Source organism: Massilia eburnea (genome assembly GCF_009720745.1).
In the GTDB taxonomy this organism is placed as follows: Bacteria; Pseudomonadota; Gammaproteobacteria; order Burkholderiales; family Burkholderiaceae_D; genus Rugamonas; species Rugamonas eburnea.
This window is the reverse complement of the sequence record NZ_WNKX01000012.1, coordinates 44,744-58,403: the sequence shown is the minus strand read 5'-3', so window position 1 is coordinate 58,403 and position 13,660 is coordinate 44,744. Positions and strand designations below refer to the sequence as shown.

Below are 13,660 nucleotides of genomic sequence, written 5' to 3'. Positions count from 1 at the left end.
ATGCAGGGGCTGCGGCAGCGGGCCTATAATGTGGTTTTCCGAACAAGCTGGACGAACCGTCATGAACCGTTTCCACAATCCCCTCGACCGTTTCATCACTGGCGCCGACAAGGCGCTGCGCGTGCTGGCTGGCGTGCATTCGGCGTCGCGCCCGAATCCGGCGGCGCATGCGGCGGATGCGGAGATGACGGAGCAGGAATATCGCCACAGTGCTGGCTTGATGCGCGTGAACCATGTGGGGGAAGTGATGGCGCAGGCGTTGTACAACTCGCAGGCGCGCTTTGCCAAGAGCGATCAGGCGCGTGCGGCTTTCGATAAGGCCAGCCGCGAAGAAGAGGACCACCTGGCCTGGTGTGCGCAGCGCCTGTCGGAACTGGGCTCGCAACCGAGCTTCTTGAATCCTTTGTTCTATGCCGGTGCTTATGCGCTGGGCACGGCCGCCGCACTGGCGGGCGATAAGCAAAGCCTGGGTTTCGTGGTGGAGACCGAACGCCAGGTTGAAGCCCACCTGGCCAGCCACCTGGACCGCTTGCCGCCGCAAGATGCCAAGTCCCGCGCCATCGTCGAACAGATGCGCGTCGACGAAATCGCGCACGGCAAAGCGGCTGAAGACATGGGCGCGGAGAAAACGCCGCTGCCGATCCAGCTGGCGATGAAGGCCATGTCGAAGGTCATGACCTCGAGCACTTACTACATTTGACGCCAGTGCTGTCCTGGAAGAAGCTTGCCCTTGGCTGCCTGCTCATGCTGGCAGCGGGATGCAAGCCGTCACCCGGGCCTTATCAAACCGCCTTTGCGAGCTTGGTAGCGCGCGCCTACCGGGTAGTGCTGGTCGAGCATTCCCATTGGTACGACGACTTGTATTCAGACGTCGGGTATTGGTCCCAACACGATGCGGAACTCAGCGCCTTGCCGGAGATTGTGTACCGGAGCCTAGAGCTAAATACCCAGCAAAAGCAGCAGCTGATCGGCACTGTCGCGTCGACAGACCCGAAGTCTTCGGGCATTGCATCTGCCTGCACATTTGAAGCGCACCACCGGCTGGAATTCTATATCGCTGGCAAACGTGTGAACCAGGTTGAGATCTGCTTTCAATGCGGCGACATTCAATGGCAGTCCGCAATCGGCGAGGCCGAGCCGGATGCAATGATCAAGAGCCTCGACAACTTCGTCAACAGCGTTGGCTTCCCGCCCAAGCGCGACTGGGTGAAGCTCGTCGAGACTGCAAGATCAAAATAAGCCAGCAATCTTCAGCGTCAACCCGACGATGGTCAGCACGTTCGTTACGGTCAACCCGGCGACCCAATCAATTAGCTTTTCAAAGTCTCGACGCAGCTGAAGTTGTTCGGCGCGCATTTCTCGGAATCCTTCGTCGACTTTGCGATCAAGTGCGGCGACTGTGCCACGAAGAAGAGCCAGCTCTTCCTTTAAAGTATCCACCATTGCCTCTAGCTTTACGATGCTCGGTTCGTAGTCCATCACTCCCCACGCTCGGCAGTGGTTAGACTCTGCCGCAGTTTGCGGCGGGAAGCTTTGAAGTTGGACAGGAATGGATGCGGAAAGTTCCGCTCAAGCGAGCGAATTTAATTCGCGGGTGAGAGATGCCTGGAATTCGGTCAGGGTTTGAGCGCGCGGGGTGCCTTCGTCTTCGTAGGCGAGTGCGTTGTCAATGCGCTTGATGACGGCCGGCAGGGTAACGCTCCAGTTATCCTTACGCAGCAGGCGGCGGCTGGCGGACACCAGGTCTTCGGTGGGGCGCACGTTCCAGCTGATATGGCGGATAAGGTTCAGTGCGAACGGTGGGCAGGTGAGTGACTCGAATGCCAAAGCGCCGACTTGGCGCGGGCTCAACTGCAAAGCGTGGCGCTTGAACCAGACAACAGCCAGCGCAAGCAGGGCGCTCGCGTAAAACAGAAGGATGCCGGCGGCGACGGCGCTGTTGCCATAGCGGGTGAAGAGGCCGGCGGGAATCAACCCGAACAAGGCCAGCGCCATCAACCATACCAACGGAGCCAACACTTTGTAAGGGCCGAGTGGCGGCGGCGTCCAGCGTTGAGGGGCGCCTTTAGCGGCGGGGAGTTGCTGCTTCCAGTGGAGCAGGAATACAGGGCGATGCGGCAGTAGCGGATTGGGTATGAAGGGCTGCTTGCCGCGCAAGGTGTAGTGCTCTGCCCCGAAATGCAGCGACCAGCGGCCGCCGAGCGTGGCCGCCAGTACGCCTTCGTTTGAATACAGCAGCTGCGCCGAGTCGTACAGGTACAGGACAAGCATGGCCGCTACCAGCAAGGCCTCGGCGTGAAGCTGGATCAATTGCTGCTTTCTTTCTTCTTGAAGAAGGACTTGATGCCGGTGCCGACTGCCACTGCACCGACTGCGACAAGCTTCCACATCTTGGCCAGGAACAGGGCGGCCGCAGCCCAGAAGCCTTTCTTGGTCGCGATGACGGCGGCGCCGCCGGTGATCAGTGCAGCGAGGCCGAATTCGGCAACGTGGTCGCCGGCCCGGAATTCGGAATAGCGCTCGCCATCATTGTATTCAAAGCCGGCCAGCACTTTGCGGAAGCTGGCAACGTCGGCATCCAGCGTTTCCGGCGAAGACACCAGGGTCGCGCTCATCACGCCGCTGCGGCCCAGCATTCGGATGGTGTAATTGAGGGTTACCCCCTCTTCCGAGCGCAGTTTCAGGCCCCACTCAAGCTGCTTGGTCTTTTCATCGTAATGCGGCCGGACATACCAGCCTTCGGTGTGCAGTTCACCCAGGCCAAGGCGTTTGCGTTCCTCGTTGGATGGTTCGTCGCCTTCCTTCAACGTCTTCAGCAGCGCGTCAGCGTCGATTTTTTCGCCGTCTTTCACATAGCCGCTTGGGTCGAAGGAAAAGTCCGCCCACCAGTCGCCTTCGGAATCGTGGACGATGAAGTTGCCGTTATCCGGCAGGTTGCCGGTCAGCTCGAGAAAGCGGCGCGAGTTCTTCTCGTCCAGGAATTGTACTTTGTCGCTTGGCGTTTTCAGCGTAGCTTTACCGGCAATGGCTTCAGACTTCGGGCCGACGTGCCAATCCAGCTTGGCGAATTCCGCGCGGCGCTGGTCGGGCGTCATTTCCTGCGCCATGGCGAACAGCGGCATCAGCGCGAGCGCGAGAACCCAGTTACGGACCTTCATTGTTATTTCCCCTTTGGAGTTATTTTAATAAACCCCAAAGGATAGCATCCTGCATGGCAGCAAAATGCGCACATTCTCACCGAGGCGGGGCGGCAGCATCGCCTCCCGCCCGGCACTACACTACACGGTGGGACCAATAATCGGCCCTGCGTGCCAGCCGCCTCCATCGCGCCAGTAATGCTGCAGCTGGGCGTCGGCCCGTTCCACCACGACTTCCAGGTCGAAGCCGAAGCTGCCCTCCAGCAAGGCGATCACGCTGCGCACGTTGCTGCCGAATTCGGCGCTCTTGGACCAGATGCCGCCACCCTGGTTGTTGCGCCACCAGTGCTGGACCCGTCCGTTGACCGCCACACACAACTCGAAGTTGCCGATCGCGTTTTCATTGCCGGCGCCGTACTGTCCCTCGATCATCACTGGCGCCGAGCCAACTTCCACACCGAAGATCACGCCTGCGTGCCAGCCGGTACCGCCGATGTCGTCGCGCCAGAAGTGCTGCATGCGGCCGTCCGTACGGGCGGCCACCAACTCCAGGTTGCCGGATTTGGCGTAATGGCTTTGCACCAGGGTCGGGCCGCTGGCGGCGATGTCACTGCCGAAGCGCGCGCTCTCCTTCCATGTCCAGGGTGAGCCGTTAATGCGCCACCAATGCGCCAGGCGGCCGTCCTTGGTCTTGACGACAACTTCGAAATTGCCCGGTTCACCGAAATTGCTTTGCAGGAAAGCTGGCGTACCGTCGGCATCGGCCGGGCCGAAGATACCGCCGTCCTTCCAGCTGTTGCTCGCCTGGTCGAAGAACCAATGGTGCAGGCGGTTGCCGGTGGTCCGATAGATGAATTCGAAATTGCGGTTGTAGGTGGTGCCGGTCAGGGTGGGGAAGCTTGCAGCGTCGTTAGCCAGGGTGGCTTCCTTGGCCCAGGCCAGGCTGGAGCCATCGCGCCACCAGTGCACCACCGAATGGTTGGCGGCAAGCGCCATCAGCTCGAAATTGCGGTGTGCGGCGCCATCGCCGCTTTCGATCATGCCGCCGTTGTGCAGGCGGCGCTTGGTCCAGGGATCGGGGTTCGTGTTGGACAGGCCGATGCGCGCATACTTGTCGATGCCGGAATGAGCATCGCCATAGGCAACGCGGATGTAGCCGTCATGGCCGAAATTGCTGCCCCAGGAATTGCGGCAAATCCAGCAGCCCAGGTGATCATCGTAGCCGACCACCAGCATGAAGTGGCCGCCGCGCTCATAGTTTTTTACTCCGGGCGACAGGTATTCCTGCCAGTGGTAGACCGCAGAATCGGGCGTGTTGTAGAAGGCATCAAAGTCATGCCATACATCGAACCAGGTGATCAAGGGACCGACCGCGTCGAGCCATTGCTTTTGCTGTGCGATGTCGCCGATCACCGTGTAGTCGCCGATCTTCACGGTGCGTCCGCCACGGTCGGGCGCCGTCACATAGGGCAGCTTGGCTTGCGTGGGGTAGTCGTCCCAGTCGGTGAGTCCATGCGTCTTGATCCAGTCCAGTGCTGCCTGCGCGCTGCCGCCGTCATCGATGTGCGCGCCCATGCCATCGTGGACGTCGCCTTCCGAGCGCTTGCTCCAGACTCCATGGTTGATACGTACCATGGTCTCCACCAGCGCGGTCGCCGCCATCGCCCAGCAGTTTTCCCCGACCTGGTTTTGCACGGTGCACAGCCATGGCCAGCCGCGATTGCGCCAGTCCACCACCGCCGGTGCACCGCCTGAACCGCCAACCGGCGGGCCGGCCGTGATGCCATGGAGGACAGGGAAAGAGCGCACCTGCTTTTGCGCAGGCAGATTCAGCGCACGCCGGCGTTCGTTCAGTAATGGATTGGTGGGCGGCACCGCCAGCAGTTTGGCGAAATCGATCGGACGCGCTTGTTCGCGCAAGACCAGGTTGTCGATTCTACCGCCGAGATGGTGGGTCGGCACAACCTCGGAATCGGCTTTGGCTGGGCCGATCGACCACCTTGCATTAGTGGATTTGAGTTGGGTGCGTAGCTGGCCAAAAGTGATTTCTGTTGTCATAACCATTCCTTTGTGAGGGGAGAGCAGCATGACCAACAACACGGAACGCGGCGGCTCTGGGGCCGCGGTCCGCCATCCTGAGTCGTTCCAGCATAGGAAAAAAAACGGGCTACATAATCACCAATTGTTGCGATGTCGCAGGCGAATGACCGCGTCAATGTTTATGCAAGCTGCGCTCGATGGCGCCGGAGGCAGCGGCTTTCAGCAGGCGCTGGAATTTAGGACATTCGGCATGGCTTGGCGCGGGACAGGCGGCAGCATGGCGCAAGCCTTCACTCATGGCCTTCAGGCGCTTGGCCAGCGCATCGATTTCTTCAGCCTTGGCTAACAGGAAGCCGCGGTCGATGGCGGTGCCGCCGTCGGGCGTGAACATGCTGCCTATTTCATCCAGTGACAGCCCGGCTGACTGGCCGAGTGCGATCAGGGCCAGCGTGTCGAGCACGCCGGGGGCGTAAGTGCGCCTCAGGCCATTGCGGCCGGCGGGCTTGATCAAGCCTTTCTTTTCATAGAACCGCAGCGTCGAGGCGGCCATGCCCGAGCGTTGCGCGACTTCGGCGATATCCATCAAAAATCCCTTGACTTGAAGTTGACTTCAACTTCTACAGTGTGCCCATCAACCAGGGAGATTGCAATGGAGATCATCATCATCGGCATCGGCGCCACCATCGTTTTCGACATGTGGCTCATGCTCCTCAAGCGCATGGGCGTGAAGACCATGAACATGGCATTCATTGGCCGCTGGGCGGGACACCTTGCGCAAGGCCGCTTCGCGCATGAGTCGATTGCCGCCTCGCCGGCGGTGGGCGGCGAACAGGCCCTGGGCTGGCTGGTGCACTACGCAACGGGTATCGCGTTTGCCGCTGCGCTGGTGGCGGTGGCCGGCAACGGCTGGCTGCATGCGCCGAGCATCGGCCCTGCACTGGCGGTTGGCATTGCCACCGTTGGTGCGCCGCTGTTCGTCATGCAGCCCTCCATGGGCCTTGGCGTGGCGTCCAGTAAAACGCCTGCGCCGTTGAAGAACTGCCTGCGCAGCCTGGCCAACCACGCCGTCTTCGGCCTGGGACTTTATCTATCCGCTCTGATCGTCAAAGGAATCGCACCATGAAAAAACTCGCAGTCATCTATCACAGCTCCCACGGCCATACCGAGCATATCGCTTCCCACGTTGCGGCGGGTGCGCAAGCAGTGGCGGGCATGGAAGTGCATGTGCTGAAGGCCTCGGAATTGGCCGGCGCGCCCGAAGCGCTGACCCAATACGACGGCCTCCTGCTTGGTTCGCCGACCTACCTGGGCGGCGTGTCGGGCGTGTTCAAGTCGTTCATGGATGCCACTGGCAAGATGTGGCGCCACCAGCAGTTGAAGGGCAAGCTGGCGGCAGGCTTCACGGTGTCATCGCTGCCGGCGGGCGACAAGCAATCGACGCTGATGTCGATGTTCACCTTCTGCATGCAGCACGGCATGCTATGGGTGGGTAATCCGATCCTGCCGGAACAGCAGCTCGGCGTGCCTTATGAAGAAGCGGCCAACCGCCTCGGCTCGTGGTCGGGCATGATGGCGCAGGCCGGCCATGGCGCGCCGCGCGACGATTTCGCCGCGGGCGACATCAAGACTGCTGTGATGTTCGGCCAGAACTTCGCCGAAACGCTGGTCAGGCTTCGATAATGTCGAAGGTGTGGGTGATCTGCGCGGTCTTGGCCAGCATGATGCTGGCGGAGCAGTATTTGTCGTGGGACAGGGTGATCGCGCGGTCCACCACTTCCGGCTTCAGGTCCTTGCCGGTAACGGTGAAGTGGAAATTGATCTTGGTGAAGACCTTAGGCTCGGTCTCGGCGCGCTCGGCCTGCAAGGTCACTTCGCAGCCGCGCACGTCTGCACGGCCCTTTTTCAGGATCAGCACCACGTCATAGGCGGTGCAGCCGCCGGTGCCCAGCAACACCATCTCCATCGGGCGCGGCGCCAGGTTATGGCCGCCGCCTTCCGGCGCGCCGTCCATGTTCACCATGTGGCCAGAACCCGTCTGGGCGCGGAAACTCATGCCCGAAGGGCCATTCCAGCTGACTTTCACTTCCATCGACTTATCTCCGTAAAATCCGTCCGGGCATTATACGGTCATCATGTATTTCTCGCTCTTCATGCGCCGCTCGGTATACCAGACGCACAGCATGGCCAGCAGCAGGCTGCTGAAGAAGGTTTGCAGGAAGGGCAGCAAACCGATGCTCTGTCCCTTGGCCAGCTCGCGCAGCAAGGTCTGGTTGGACAACACGGGAACCATGTACATCCACCATTTATTGGTCAGGTTCAGCATCGGTACCAGGATGACCGGCACCAGCGGCACGATCATCGTGAAGCTGACCAGGGTCTGGGCTTCCTTGAAGGAGCGGGCATTGATGGCCAATGCGATTTCCAGCGCCGCCGCAAACAGCGACAGGGTAGCGGAGGCCAGGCAGACCATGGCCAGGTCGCTCCATCTCAGGCGCCAGGACAGGCCGATTTCTTCCAGCGGCAGCCATTTCAAGATACCGTGAGCGATCGCCAGTTCCAGCGTGATGCCGACGATGGACAGCAGCGAGGCGGCCAGCCATTTACCGATGATCAGGTCCGATGGGCGCACAGGTTGCGCCATCAGCACTTCCAGCGAGCGGCGTTCACGCTCGCCTGCCGTGCTGTCGACGGCGGTACTCATGCAAAACATGAAGGCCGGGATGAAGAAGATACCAAGCAAGGTGCTGATGGTGTTGGCAGAACGCGAGGCGCTGGTGCCGGTGTCATAGCGCTGCACCAGCACGGGATTGAGGTTGGCCGGCGATACGCCATGCGCCAGCAGGCGTGCGCCGGCGATGTTGCGGCTGTAGTCCTGCAGCACGTATTCGATTTCATCGAGCTTGCGCGAACTGTCGGAGGCGGAATCGAACCACAGCTCGACCCGTGCGGGGCGCATGGCGTGGTAGTTGTCGACGAAATCCGGCGTCAGGCGCAGTACAGCGACCACGTTCTGGCGCCGCAGCAGGGCATTGATTTCTTCCTCGCCCATGGGCTCCAGTTCGGTGATGGTCACGTTGCGCTGGCGCAGCTGGTTCATCAGGGTGGGCGCCTGCTCGCTGCCGATCACCGCCAGTTCCACGCCTTCGCGTTCGGGCCTGGTGGCGCGGTCGATCTGCCGCTGCAGTACCCCGCCCACCAGCAGCGGGTACATCAAAACGAACAGCAGCAGCAGGCTGAGGGCGCGGCGGTCGCGCAGGGTTTCCTTCAATTCCTTGCGCAGTACGATGGGGAATTTCAGCTTCATAGCTCGATACCCTCCTCGGTGCCGACCAGGCGCACGAAAGCGTCTTCCAGGCTGGACAGGCCGGCCTGCTCGCATAGCTGCTGCGGCGTGCCTTGCGTCACGGTGGTGCCGTTGGCGATCACGATCACGTCGTCGCAGGAGTGAATTACTTCCTGCATCACGTGGGTCGCCATGATCACGCAACAGCCATCCTCCTTCAGCGCGGCGAGGGCGCGGCGCAGGGCGCGTGTGCTCATCACGTCCAGGCCGCGGCTTGGTTCGTCGAGCAGCAGGTGGCGCGGCCGGTGCAGCAAGGTGCGCGCCAGGGCGACCTTGATGCGCTGGCCCTGTGAAAAGCCTTTGGCGCGGCGGTCAATGATGTCTTCCAGCGACAGCAGCTCGGTGGTTTCCCTGATGCGGCGCTCTATCGCCGCATCTTCCATATCGTTCAATTCGCCGAAGTAACGCAGGTATTCGCGCGTGGTCAGGCGTTCGTACAGGCCAAACTGGTCGGTGAGAACGCCGATATTGCGGCGTACCGCCATCGGGTCGACGGCGGGATCGACGCCATCGATGGAAATGCTGCCGTGGTCGCGCTGCAGCAGGCCGACCAGGGTGCGCAGCAGCGTGGTCTTGCCGGCGCCGTTTGGTCCGAGCAGGGCGGTGATGATGCCGTCGCGCGCGACGAAACTGGCGCCGGCCAGGGCCTGTACCTTGCCAAAGCGCTTGCAGAGGTTCTGGACTTCGATCATGGTTGTGGTCCCGCGCTATTCAGCTGGAAGGTCGGAGCAGGGATTTCGCTGAGGCAGTTGGCTTTCACCGGCGCCGCAGGCTGGTCGAGGAATTCGCGCAGCAAACGTGGCGCGCAGCCGAGCGGGGAAACGATATGGCCGGCATTCTTGACCACCAGGTGCTGCGCGTTTCTCATGTACTTGCGGGCCGCTTCGGCGCGGCGCGGCGGCGTGACCGGATCGAGGGCGCCGGACAGCAGCAGCACCGGCGCCTCGATCATTGCCGGCTCCTTGTAAGGCACGGCCGGTACGCCCATGGCGTCGCACATTTTCCCGATGCGCATGATGTGCGCCGGACTGAGGAAGGAACCCTTGGTGTCTTCTTCCAGCAATTGCGGCGTCAGGCGCGGAAAGTCTTCGGCGCAGACCACCGCCAGGTGCAGCGGCATGGCCGGACCTTCGGAGGCGAAATCGCGCGCGATATTGCTGCGGGCGATGAAGGGCTGCCAGCGGTCCTGGTAAGCGCTGTGGATCAGGAAGGGCAGGCGCCGGCTGTCTGCCTGCGAATACAGGATGTTCTGCACCGTGCCGACAAAGCGCATATTGGTCATCGTGATCCTGCTGTTTTCTGCGGTACGCGGATCGGGCAGGTTGAGCGAGGCCGGCGACGCCGTCAGGCGCATGGTCAGCGACTGGAACTCGGCGCGCAGGTTGGGGAAGGCTGCCGCGCACACCCGGTCGTCGGCGCACTGCTTGAACAGGGCGTCCAGCGCGGCCTGGGCGTCGTGGGCGCCGGCCGGCACCACCTGGTCGGGCGCTGCCACGCCATCCAGGATCATGGCGCGCACGCTGCCGGGAAACAGCCGGGCGTAAGTCTGGGCCAGGCGGCTGCCATAGGAGCCGCCCCAGACATTGATGCGGCCATAGCCAAGCGCGCTGCGCACGGACTCGATATCACGCGCGGCCTGCTCCGTCGTATAAAAATTGAAATGTTTGTTCAGGCCCTTGATGCAGGCGCGGGTCTGCTCGAGCAGTTCGTCTTCAGTGGCAGTTTCGGAATTCTTGCCTGGTTTGCAATCGAGCTTGCCGGACAGGCCGGTGCCGCGCTGGTCGATCAGGACGATGTCGCGTGTCGCGCGGATTTTGCGGAAAGTCGAATTCAGCAGCGGCACCAGGTCCGAGCCTGCTTCGCCCGGGCCGCCGGCCAGCAGGAACAGCGGGTCGCGCCGGGCCGATTCACGCAGGGCCGGGGCCACGGCCACATGCAGGTTGATGGCGGCGCCGGGCGCATGGTGGTCAAGCGGCACAGTCAGCCGGATGCAGTGCAGGGCTTCTTCGGTACCGGGCAGGTGGCAGTCTTTGCCGACCTCGGCGCGGGCCAGGGCCGGCGCCAGGACCGTGGCGATTACTATGGCCAGCAGGGGCGGACGCATGGCCGTCTCCTCTTGAGATTCCGGGTTCCCATAGTAGCCCGGCAATATTTGCTTAGCAACGGAAACGCGGTACAGGGCGGGGTTGACTCGGCAAGCCGATCCGGGCTACAATCGCCAGCTTTCCTTTTCGCTCGGGAAAACTAAAAAGAAGGCTGCGTCCGCTGAAGCACAGGGGCGGAACCACCTAAAGAGCGTTTTTACATCTTTCACAGAAAGTTCAAACATGAAAACTTTTTCCGCTAAGGGCCATGAAGTCCAGCGCGATTGGTTCGTGATTGACGCGACGGACAAAGTCCTCGGCCGTGTTGCCAGCGAAGTGGCACGCCGACTGCGCGGCAAGCATAAGCCAGAATTCACCCCTCACGTTGACACCGGCGACTTCATCGTTGTCGTGAACGCAGGCAAACTGCGCGTGACCGGTACCAAAGCAACCGCGAAGACCTACTACCGTCACTCCGGTTACCCAGGCGGCATCTACGAGACCAACTTCCTGAAAATGCAACAGCGTTTCCCAGGCCGTGCTCTGGAAAAAGCCGTCAAGGGCATGCTGCCAAAGGGCCCGCTGGGCTACGCCATGATCAAGAAGCTGAAAGTGTACGCTGAGGGTTCCCACCCACACGCTGCCCAGCAACCTAAAGCACTCGAATTCTAAGGAACTGACATGATCGGTAACTACAACTACGGCACCGGCCGTCGCAAGAGTGCAGTTGCTCGCGTGTTCATCAAAGCTGGCACCGGCCAGATCATCGTGAACGGCAAGCCAGCAGCTGAATACTTCTCCCGTGAAACCGGCCTGATGGTGATCCGTCAGCCGCTGGAACTGACCGGCAACGTTGAACGTTTCGACATCAAAGTCAACGTGCACGGCGGCGGCGAGTCCGGCCAGGCAGGTGCAGTGCGTCACGGCATCACCCGCGCACTGATCGACTACGATGCAGGCCTGAAGGGCGACCTGGCACGTGCCGGCTTCGTCACTCGCGATGCGCGTGAAGTTGAACGTAAAAAAGTTGGTCTGCGCAAAGCACGTCGCGCAAAGCAGTTCTCGAAGCGTTAATCCGTTTCTTGGCTGGACAAAAAAGCCGCTGGTTTCCAGCGGCTTTTTTCATTTGTAAACCCGGTAAACCTGGGTGCGACCCAAGGGTCGGACCCTGACACGCGACGGCCGCAGACCGGGGTCTGACCCTTGGGTCTGACCCAGATTTACCGGGTTTGATAAAATGACCCCTCACATAAACAAACCTCGCAAGGAAGAGAACATGATCAAAGTAGGCATCGTCGGCGGCACTGGTTACACGGGTGTGGAACTGCTGCGACTGTTAGCCGCACACCCTGAAGTCGAACTGACCGCGATCACCTCGCGCAAAGAGGACGGCTTGCCGGTGGCTGAGATGTATCCTTCCCTGCGCGGCCGCGTGAACATCGCCTTCTCCTCGCCGGACAAGGTCGATCTGACCCAATGCGACGTAGTCTTCTTCGCCACTCCCCATGGCGTGGCGATGGCGCAAGCCCCCGAACTGCTGGCCAAGGGCGTCAAAGTCATCGACCTGGCAGCCGACTTCCGCATCAAGGACCGCGCCGTCTTCGAAAAGACCTACAAGATCGACCACACCGCGCCAGAACTGCTGGAACAAGCTGTCTACGGCCTGCCGGAGCTGAACCGCGAAGACATCAAGAAAGCCAAGCTGATCGCCAACCCAGGCTGCTACCCGACCACCATGCAGCTGGGCTTCGTACCGCTGCTGAAGGCTGGCCTGATCGACGCCGGCCACCTGATCGCCGACTGCAAATCGGGCGTGTCCGGCGCTGGCCGTAAAGCTGAGATCGGCACCCTGTTCTCCGAATCGTCGGACAACTTCAAGGCCTACGGCGTAAGCGGCCACCGCCACACCCCGGAAACTGCGGCCCAGCTGCAGCGCTACACCAGCGACAAAGTCAGCCTGATCTTCACCCCGCACCTGACGCCGATGATCCGCGGCATGCACTCGACCTTGTACGCACGCCTGACCAAGGAAGTCTCGAACGAAGAGCTGCAGCAGCTGTTCGAAGACGCCTACGCCGACCAGCCATTCGTCGATGTGATGCCATGGGGCTCGCACCCGGAAACCCGCAGCACCCGCGGCGCCAATATGCTGCGCCTGGCGCTGCATCGCCCGAACAATGGCGACACCCTGATCGTGCTGGTGGTGCAGGACAACCTGGTCAAGGGGGCGTCCGGCCAGGCCGTACAGTGCATGAACCTGATGTTCGGCCTGGACGAGGGCCTGGGCTTGCAGACCATCGCCCTGATGCCATAAGTGGAAGCCGCTGCTGAACAGGCCCGCGTGCCCATGTTGGCGCGCGTGATCGGCCTGGCTGCGGTCCTGGTCGCCGGCGGAGTGCTGGTGGTGTGGGGCGTCGACCTGGGCAAGCGCGTGGTTGGTGTGTCGCAGGGCGAATCCAGTCCCTCGTTGAAAAAGCAGCTCGCCGCGACCGAGCTGGAGCTGGCGCGCATGACGGCCGAGCGCGACGCGCTGGCTGAAAAGCTGAAGGCAGCCGTGCCTGCAGCTGCCGCGCCGGCGCCAGGTCCAGCATCCGATGCCGAACTGGCAAAGTTAAATGCCGACCTGGCCCTGCTGGAAGACATCCTGGAGCCCGCGCCGGCGGGCGCAGGCCTGTTGATTGCCGGTATGCAAGCCCGCATGGCCTCCCCCAAGCTCTTGCATTACACGGTTTTGCTCCAATATGGTGCGAAGAAGAAGGGACCACCGGCTTTTACTGGCAAGCTCAAGCTGGCGGTAACGGTGACCCAGGATGGCAAAAAGACTGTGCTCGAATACCCGAAAGAAGGGGCCGAGCGCTACGAATTGAAAGTGGACCGCTACCAGCGCGTCGACGGCACGCTGGAGCTGCCGGAAGGCGCCAAAGCGACGGCGGTCAAGGTCAGTCTGTCGGAAAAAGGAAAAATCGTTGCCACCGAGGCAACGACAGTGCGCGGCCTCTAAAGCGGGCGGCTCCGGCATGGACTATAATGGGACAACTGAATTTAAGTAGGAGTAA

At 61.5% G+C, this 13,660-nt stretch carries 17 protein-coding genes; 8 read left to right on the top strand and 9 right to left on the bottom strand.

Translation table 11 applies throughout. The annotated features are described in order from the left end of the window. The first annotated feature begins 61 nt into the window (after positions 1-61). Positions 62-700 carry a 2-polyprenyl-3-methyl-6-methoxy-1,4-benzoquinone monooxygenase gene (gene coq7 / locus GM658_RS16480; protein ID WP_155455145.1) on the top strand — a complete coding sequence of 213 codons (639 nt, stop codon included), beginning with the start codon at positions 62-64 and terminating at the stop codon, positions 698-700. A 5-nt stretch (positions 701-705) separates the two neighbouring features. Beyond that, positions 706-1,239, top strand: coding sequence for a hypothetical protein (locus tag GM658_RS16475; protein ID WP_170298843.1), 534 nt, complete (start codon positions 706-708; stop codon positions 1,237-1,239). Here the strand turns inward: GM658_RS16475 and GM658_RS16470 are convergent. The 5 genes from GM658_RS16470 to GM658_RS16450 form a co-directional block, all read right to left on the bottom strand. Continuing rightward, entirely contained in the window at positions 1,231-1,479 is a 249-nt protein-coding gene (locus tag GM658_RS16470) for a hypothetical protein (protein WP_155455143.1), read from the bottom strand. The two genes, GM658_RS16475 and GM658_RS16470, sit on opposite strands and share 9 nt — an antisense overlap. A gap of 90 nt (positions 1,480-1,569) precedes the next feature. After that, on the bottom strand, positions 1,570-2,310 hold the full coding sequence (locus GM658_RS16465) for a hypothetical protein (protein ID WP_155455142.1): 741 nt from the start codon (positions 2,308-2,310) through the stop codon (positions 1,570-1,572). Beyond that, positions 2,307-3,158, bottom strand: coding sequence for a DUF2167 domain-containing protein (locus GM658_RS16460; protein ID WP_155455141.1), 852 nt, complete (start codon positions 3,156-3,158; stop codon positions 2,307-2,309). Before GM658_RS16460 ends, GM658_RS16465 begins: the two co-directional genes overlap by 4 nt. A 120-nt stretch (positions 3,159-3,278) precedes the next feature. Further along, a complete protein-coding gene (locus GM658_RS16455) occupies positions 3,279-5,195 on the bottom strand; it encodes a C1 family peptidase (protein WP_211841881.1) in 1,917 nt (638 codons plus the stop codon). 154 nt (positions 5,196-5,349) lie between these two features. Continuing rightward, a complete protein-coding gene (locus GM658_RS16450) occupies positions 5,350-5,760 on the bottom strand; it encodes a helix-turn-helix domain-containing protein (protein ID WP_155455139.1) in 411 nt (136 codons plus the stop codon). Positions 5,761-5,826: 66 nt separating this feature from the next. On the opposite strand from GM658_RS16450, the gene GM658_RS16445 reads away from it, so the two are divergent. Then, positions 5,827-6,300, top strand: coding sequence for a DUF2938 domain-containing protein (locus GM658_RS16445; RefSeq protein ID WP_155455138.1), 474 nt, complete (start codon positions 5,827-5,829; stop codon positions 6,298-6,300). After that, positions 6,297-6,857, top strand: a complete 561-nt coding sequence (locus tag GM658_RS16440) for a flavodoxin family protein (RefSeq protein ID WP_155455137.1) — start codon at positions 6,297-6,299, stop codon at positions 6,855-6,857. Before GM658_RS16445 ends, GM658_RS16440 begins: the two co-directional genes overlap by 4 nt. Here GM658_RS16440 and GM658_RS16435 read toward each other — a convergent pair. The 4 genes from GM658_RS16435 to GM658_RS16420 are packed head-to-tail and all read right to left on the bottom strand — an operon-like array spanning position 6,844 to position 10,624. Continuing rightward, on the bottom strand, positions 6,844-7,266 hold the full coding sequence (locus tag GM658_RS16435) for an OsmC family protein (RefSeq protein WP_155455136.1): 423 nt from the start codon (positions 7,264-7,266) through the stop codon (positions 6,844-6,846). The two genes, GM658_RS16440 and GM658_RS16435, sit on opposite strands and share 14 nt — an antisense overlap. Positions 7,267-7,296: 30 nt before the next feature. Next, positions 7,297-8,481 (bottom strand): ABC transporter permease, encoded by a 1,185-nt coding sequence (locus GM658_RS16430; protein ID WP_155455135.1) that lies wholly within the window; start codon positions 8,479-8,481, stop codon positions 7,297-7,299. Further along, positions 8,478-9,212, bottom strand: coding sequence for an ABC transporter ATP-binding protein (locus tag GM658_RS16425; protein ID WP_155455134.1), 735 nt, complete (start codon positions 9,210-9,212; stop codon positions 8,478-8,480). The genes GM658_RS16430 and GM658_RS16425 overlap by 4 nt, the downstream gene beginning before the upstream one ends. Beyond that, the gene (locus tag GM658_RS16420; RefSeq protein ID WP_155455133.1) at positions 9,209-10,624 is read right to left on the bottom strand and encodes an alpha/beta fold hydrolase; all 1,416 of its coding nucleotides are present in this window, start codon (positions 10,622-10,624) and stop codon (positions 9,209-9,211) included. The genes GM658_RS16425 and GM658_RS16420 overlap by 4 nt, the downstream gene beginning before the upstream one ends. A gap of 223 nt (positions 10,625-10,847) precedes the next feature. Here GM658_RS16420 and rplM point away from each other — a divergent pair, with 223 nt between their 5' ends. The 4 genes from rplM to GM658_RS16400 all read left to right on the top strand — a co-directional run bounded on the left by rplM (position 10,848) and on the right by GM658_RS16400 (position 13,605). After that, complete coding sequence (gene rplM / locus GM658_RS16415) at positions 10,848-11,276, top strand: 50S ribosomal protein L13 (RefSeq protein WP_155455132.1); 429 nt, start codon at positions 10,848-10,850, stop codon at positions 11,274-11,276. A 9-nt stretch (positions 11,277-11,285) separates the two neighbouring features. Then, complete coding sequence (gene rpsI, locus GM658_RS16410) at positions 11,286-11,678, top strand: 30S ribosomal protein S9 (protein ID WP_028102305.1); 393 nt, start codon at positions 11,286-11,288, stop codon at positions 11,676-11,678. 202 nt (positions 11,679-11,880) lie between these two features. Further along, on the top strand, positions 11,881-12,918 hold the full coding sequence (argC, locus tag GM658_RS16405; RefSeq protein ID WP_155455131.1) for an N-acetyl-gamma-glutamyl-phosphate reductase: 1,038 nt from the start codon (positions 11,881-11,883) through the stop codon (positions 12,916-12,918). Further along, positions 12,919-13,605 (top strand): DUF6776 family protein, encoded by a 687-nt coding sequence (locus GM658_RS16400; protein WP_155455130.1) that lies wholly within the window; start codon positions 12,919-12,921, stop codon positions 13,603-13,605. Positions 13,606-13,660: the final 55 nt, after the last annotated feature.

Coding starts and splice junctions, on each gene's coding strand:
- coq7 (WP_155455145.1), top strand. CDS start 62: ATGAACCGTTTCCACAATCCCCTCGACCGTTTCATCACTGGCGCCGAC.
- GM658_RS16470 (WP_155455143.1), bottom strand. CDS start 1,479: ATGGACTACGAACCGAGCATCGTAAAGCTAGAGGCAATGGTGGATACT.
- GM658_RS16460 (WP_155455141.1), bottom strand. CDS start 3,158: ATGAAGGTCCGTAACTGGGTTCTCGCGCTCGCGCTGATGCCGCTGTTC.
- GM658_RS16455 (WP_211841881.1), bottom strand. CDS start 5,195: ATGACAACAGAAATCACTTTTGGCCAGCTACGCACCCAACTCAAATCC.
- GM658_RS16450 (WP_155455139.1), bottom strand. CDS start 5,760: ATGGATATCGCCGAAGTCGCGCAACGCTCGGGCATGGCCGCCTCGACG.
- GM658_RS16445 (WP_155455138.1), top strand. CDS start 5,827: ATGGAGATCATCATCATCGGCATCGGCGCCACCATCGTTTTCGACATG.
- GM658_RS16440 (WP_155455137.1), top strand. CDS start 6,297: ATGAAAAAACTCGCAGTCATCTATCACAGCTCCCACGGCCATACCGAG.
- GM658_RS16435 (WP_155455136.1), bottom strand. CDS start 7,266: ATGGAAGTGAAAGTCAGCTGGAATGGCCCTTCGGGCATGAGTTTCCGC.
- GM658_RS16430 (WP_155455135.1), bottom strand. CDS start 8,481: ATGAAGCTGAAATTCCCCATCGTACTGCGCAAGGAATTGAAGGAAACC.
- GM658_RS16425 (WP_155455134.1), bottom strand. CDS start 9,212: ATGATCGAAGTCCAGAACCTCTGCAAGCGCTTTGGCAAGGTACAGGCC.
- GM658_RS16420 (WP_155455133.1), bottom strand. CDS start 10,624: ATGCGTCCGCCCCTGCTGGCCATAGTAATCGCCACGGTCCTGGCGCCG.
- rplM (WP_155455132.1), top strand. CDS start 10,848: ATGAAAACTTTTTCCGCTAAGGGCCATGAAGTCCAGCGCGATTGGTTC.
- rpsI (WP_028102305.1), top strand. CDS start 11,286: ATGATCGGTAACTACAACTACGGCACCGGCCGTCGCAAGAGTGCAGTT.
- argC (WP_155455131.1), top strand. CDS start 11,881: ATGATCAAAGTAGGCATCGTCGGCGGCACTGGTTACACGGGTGTGGAA.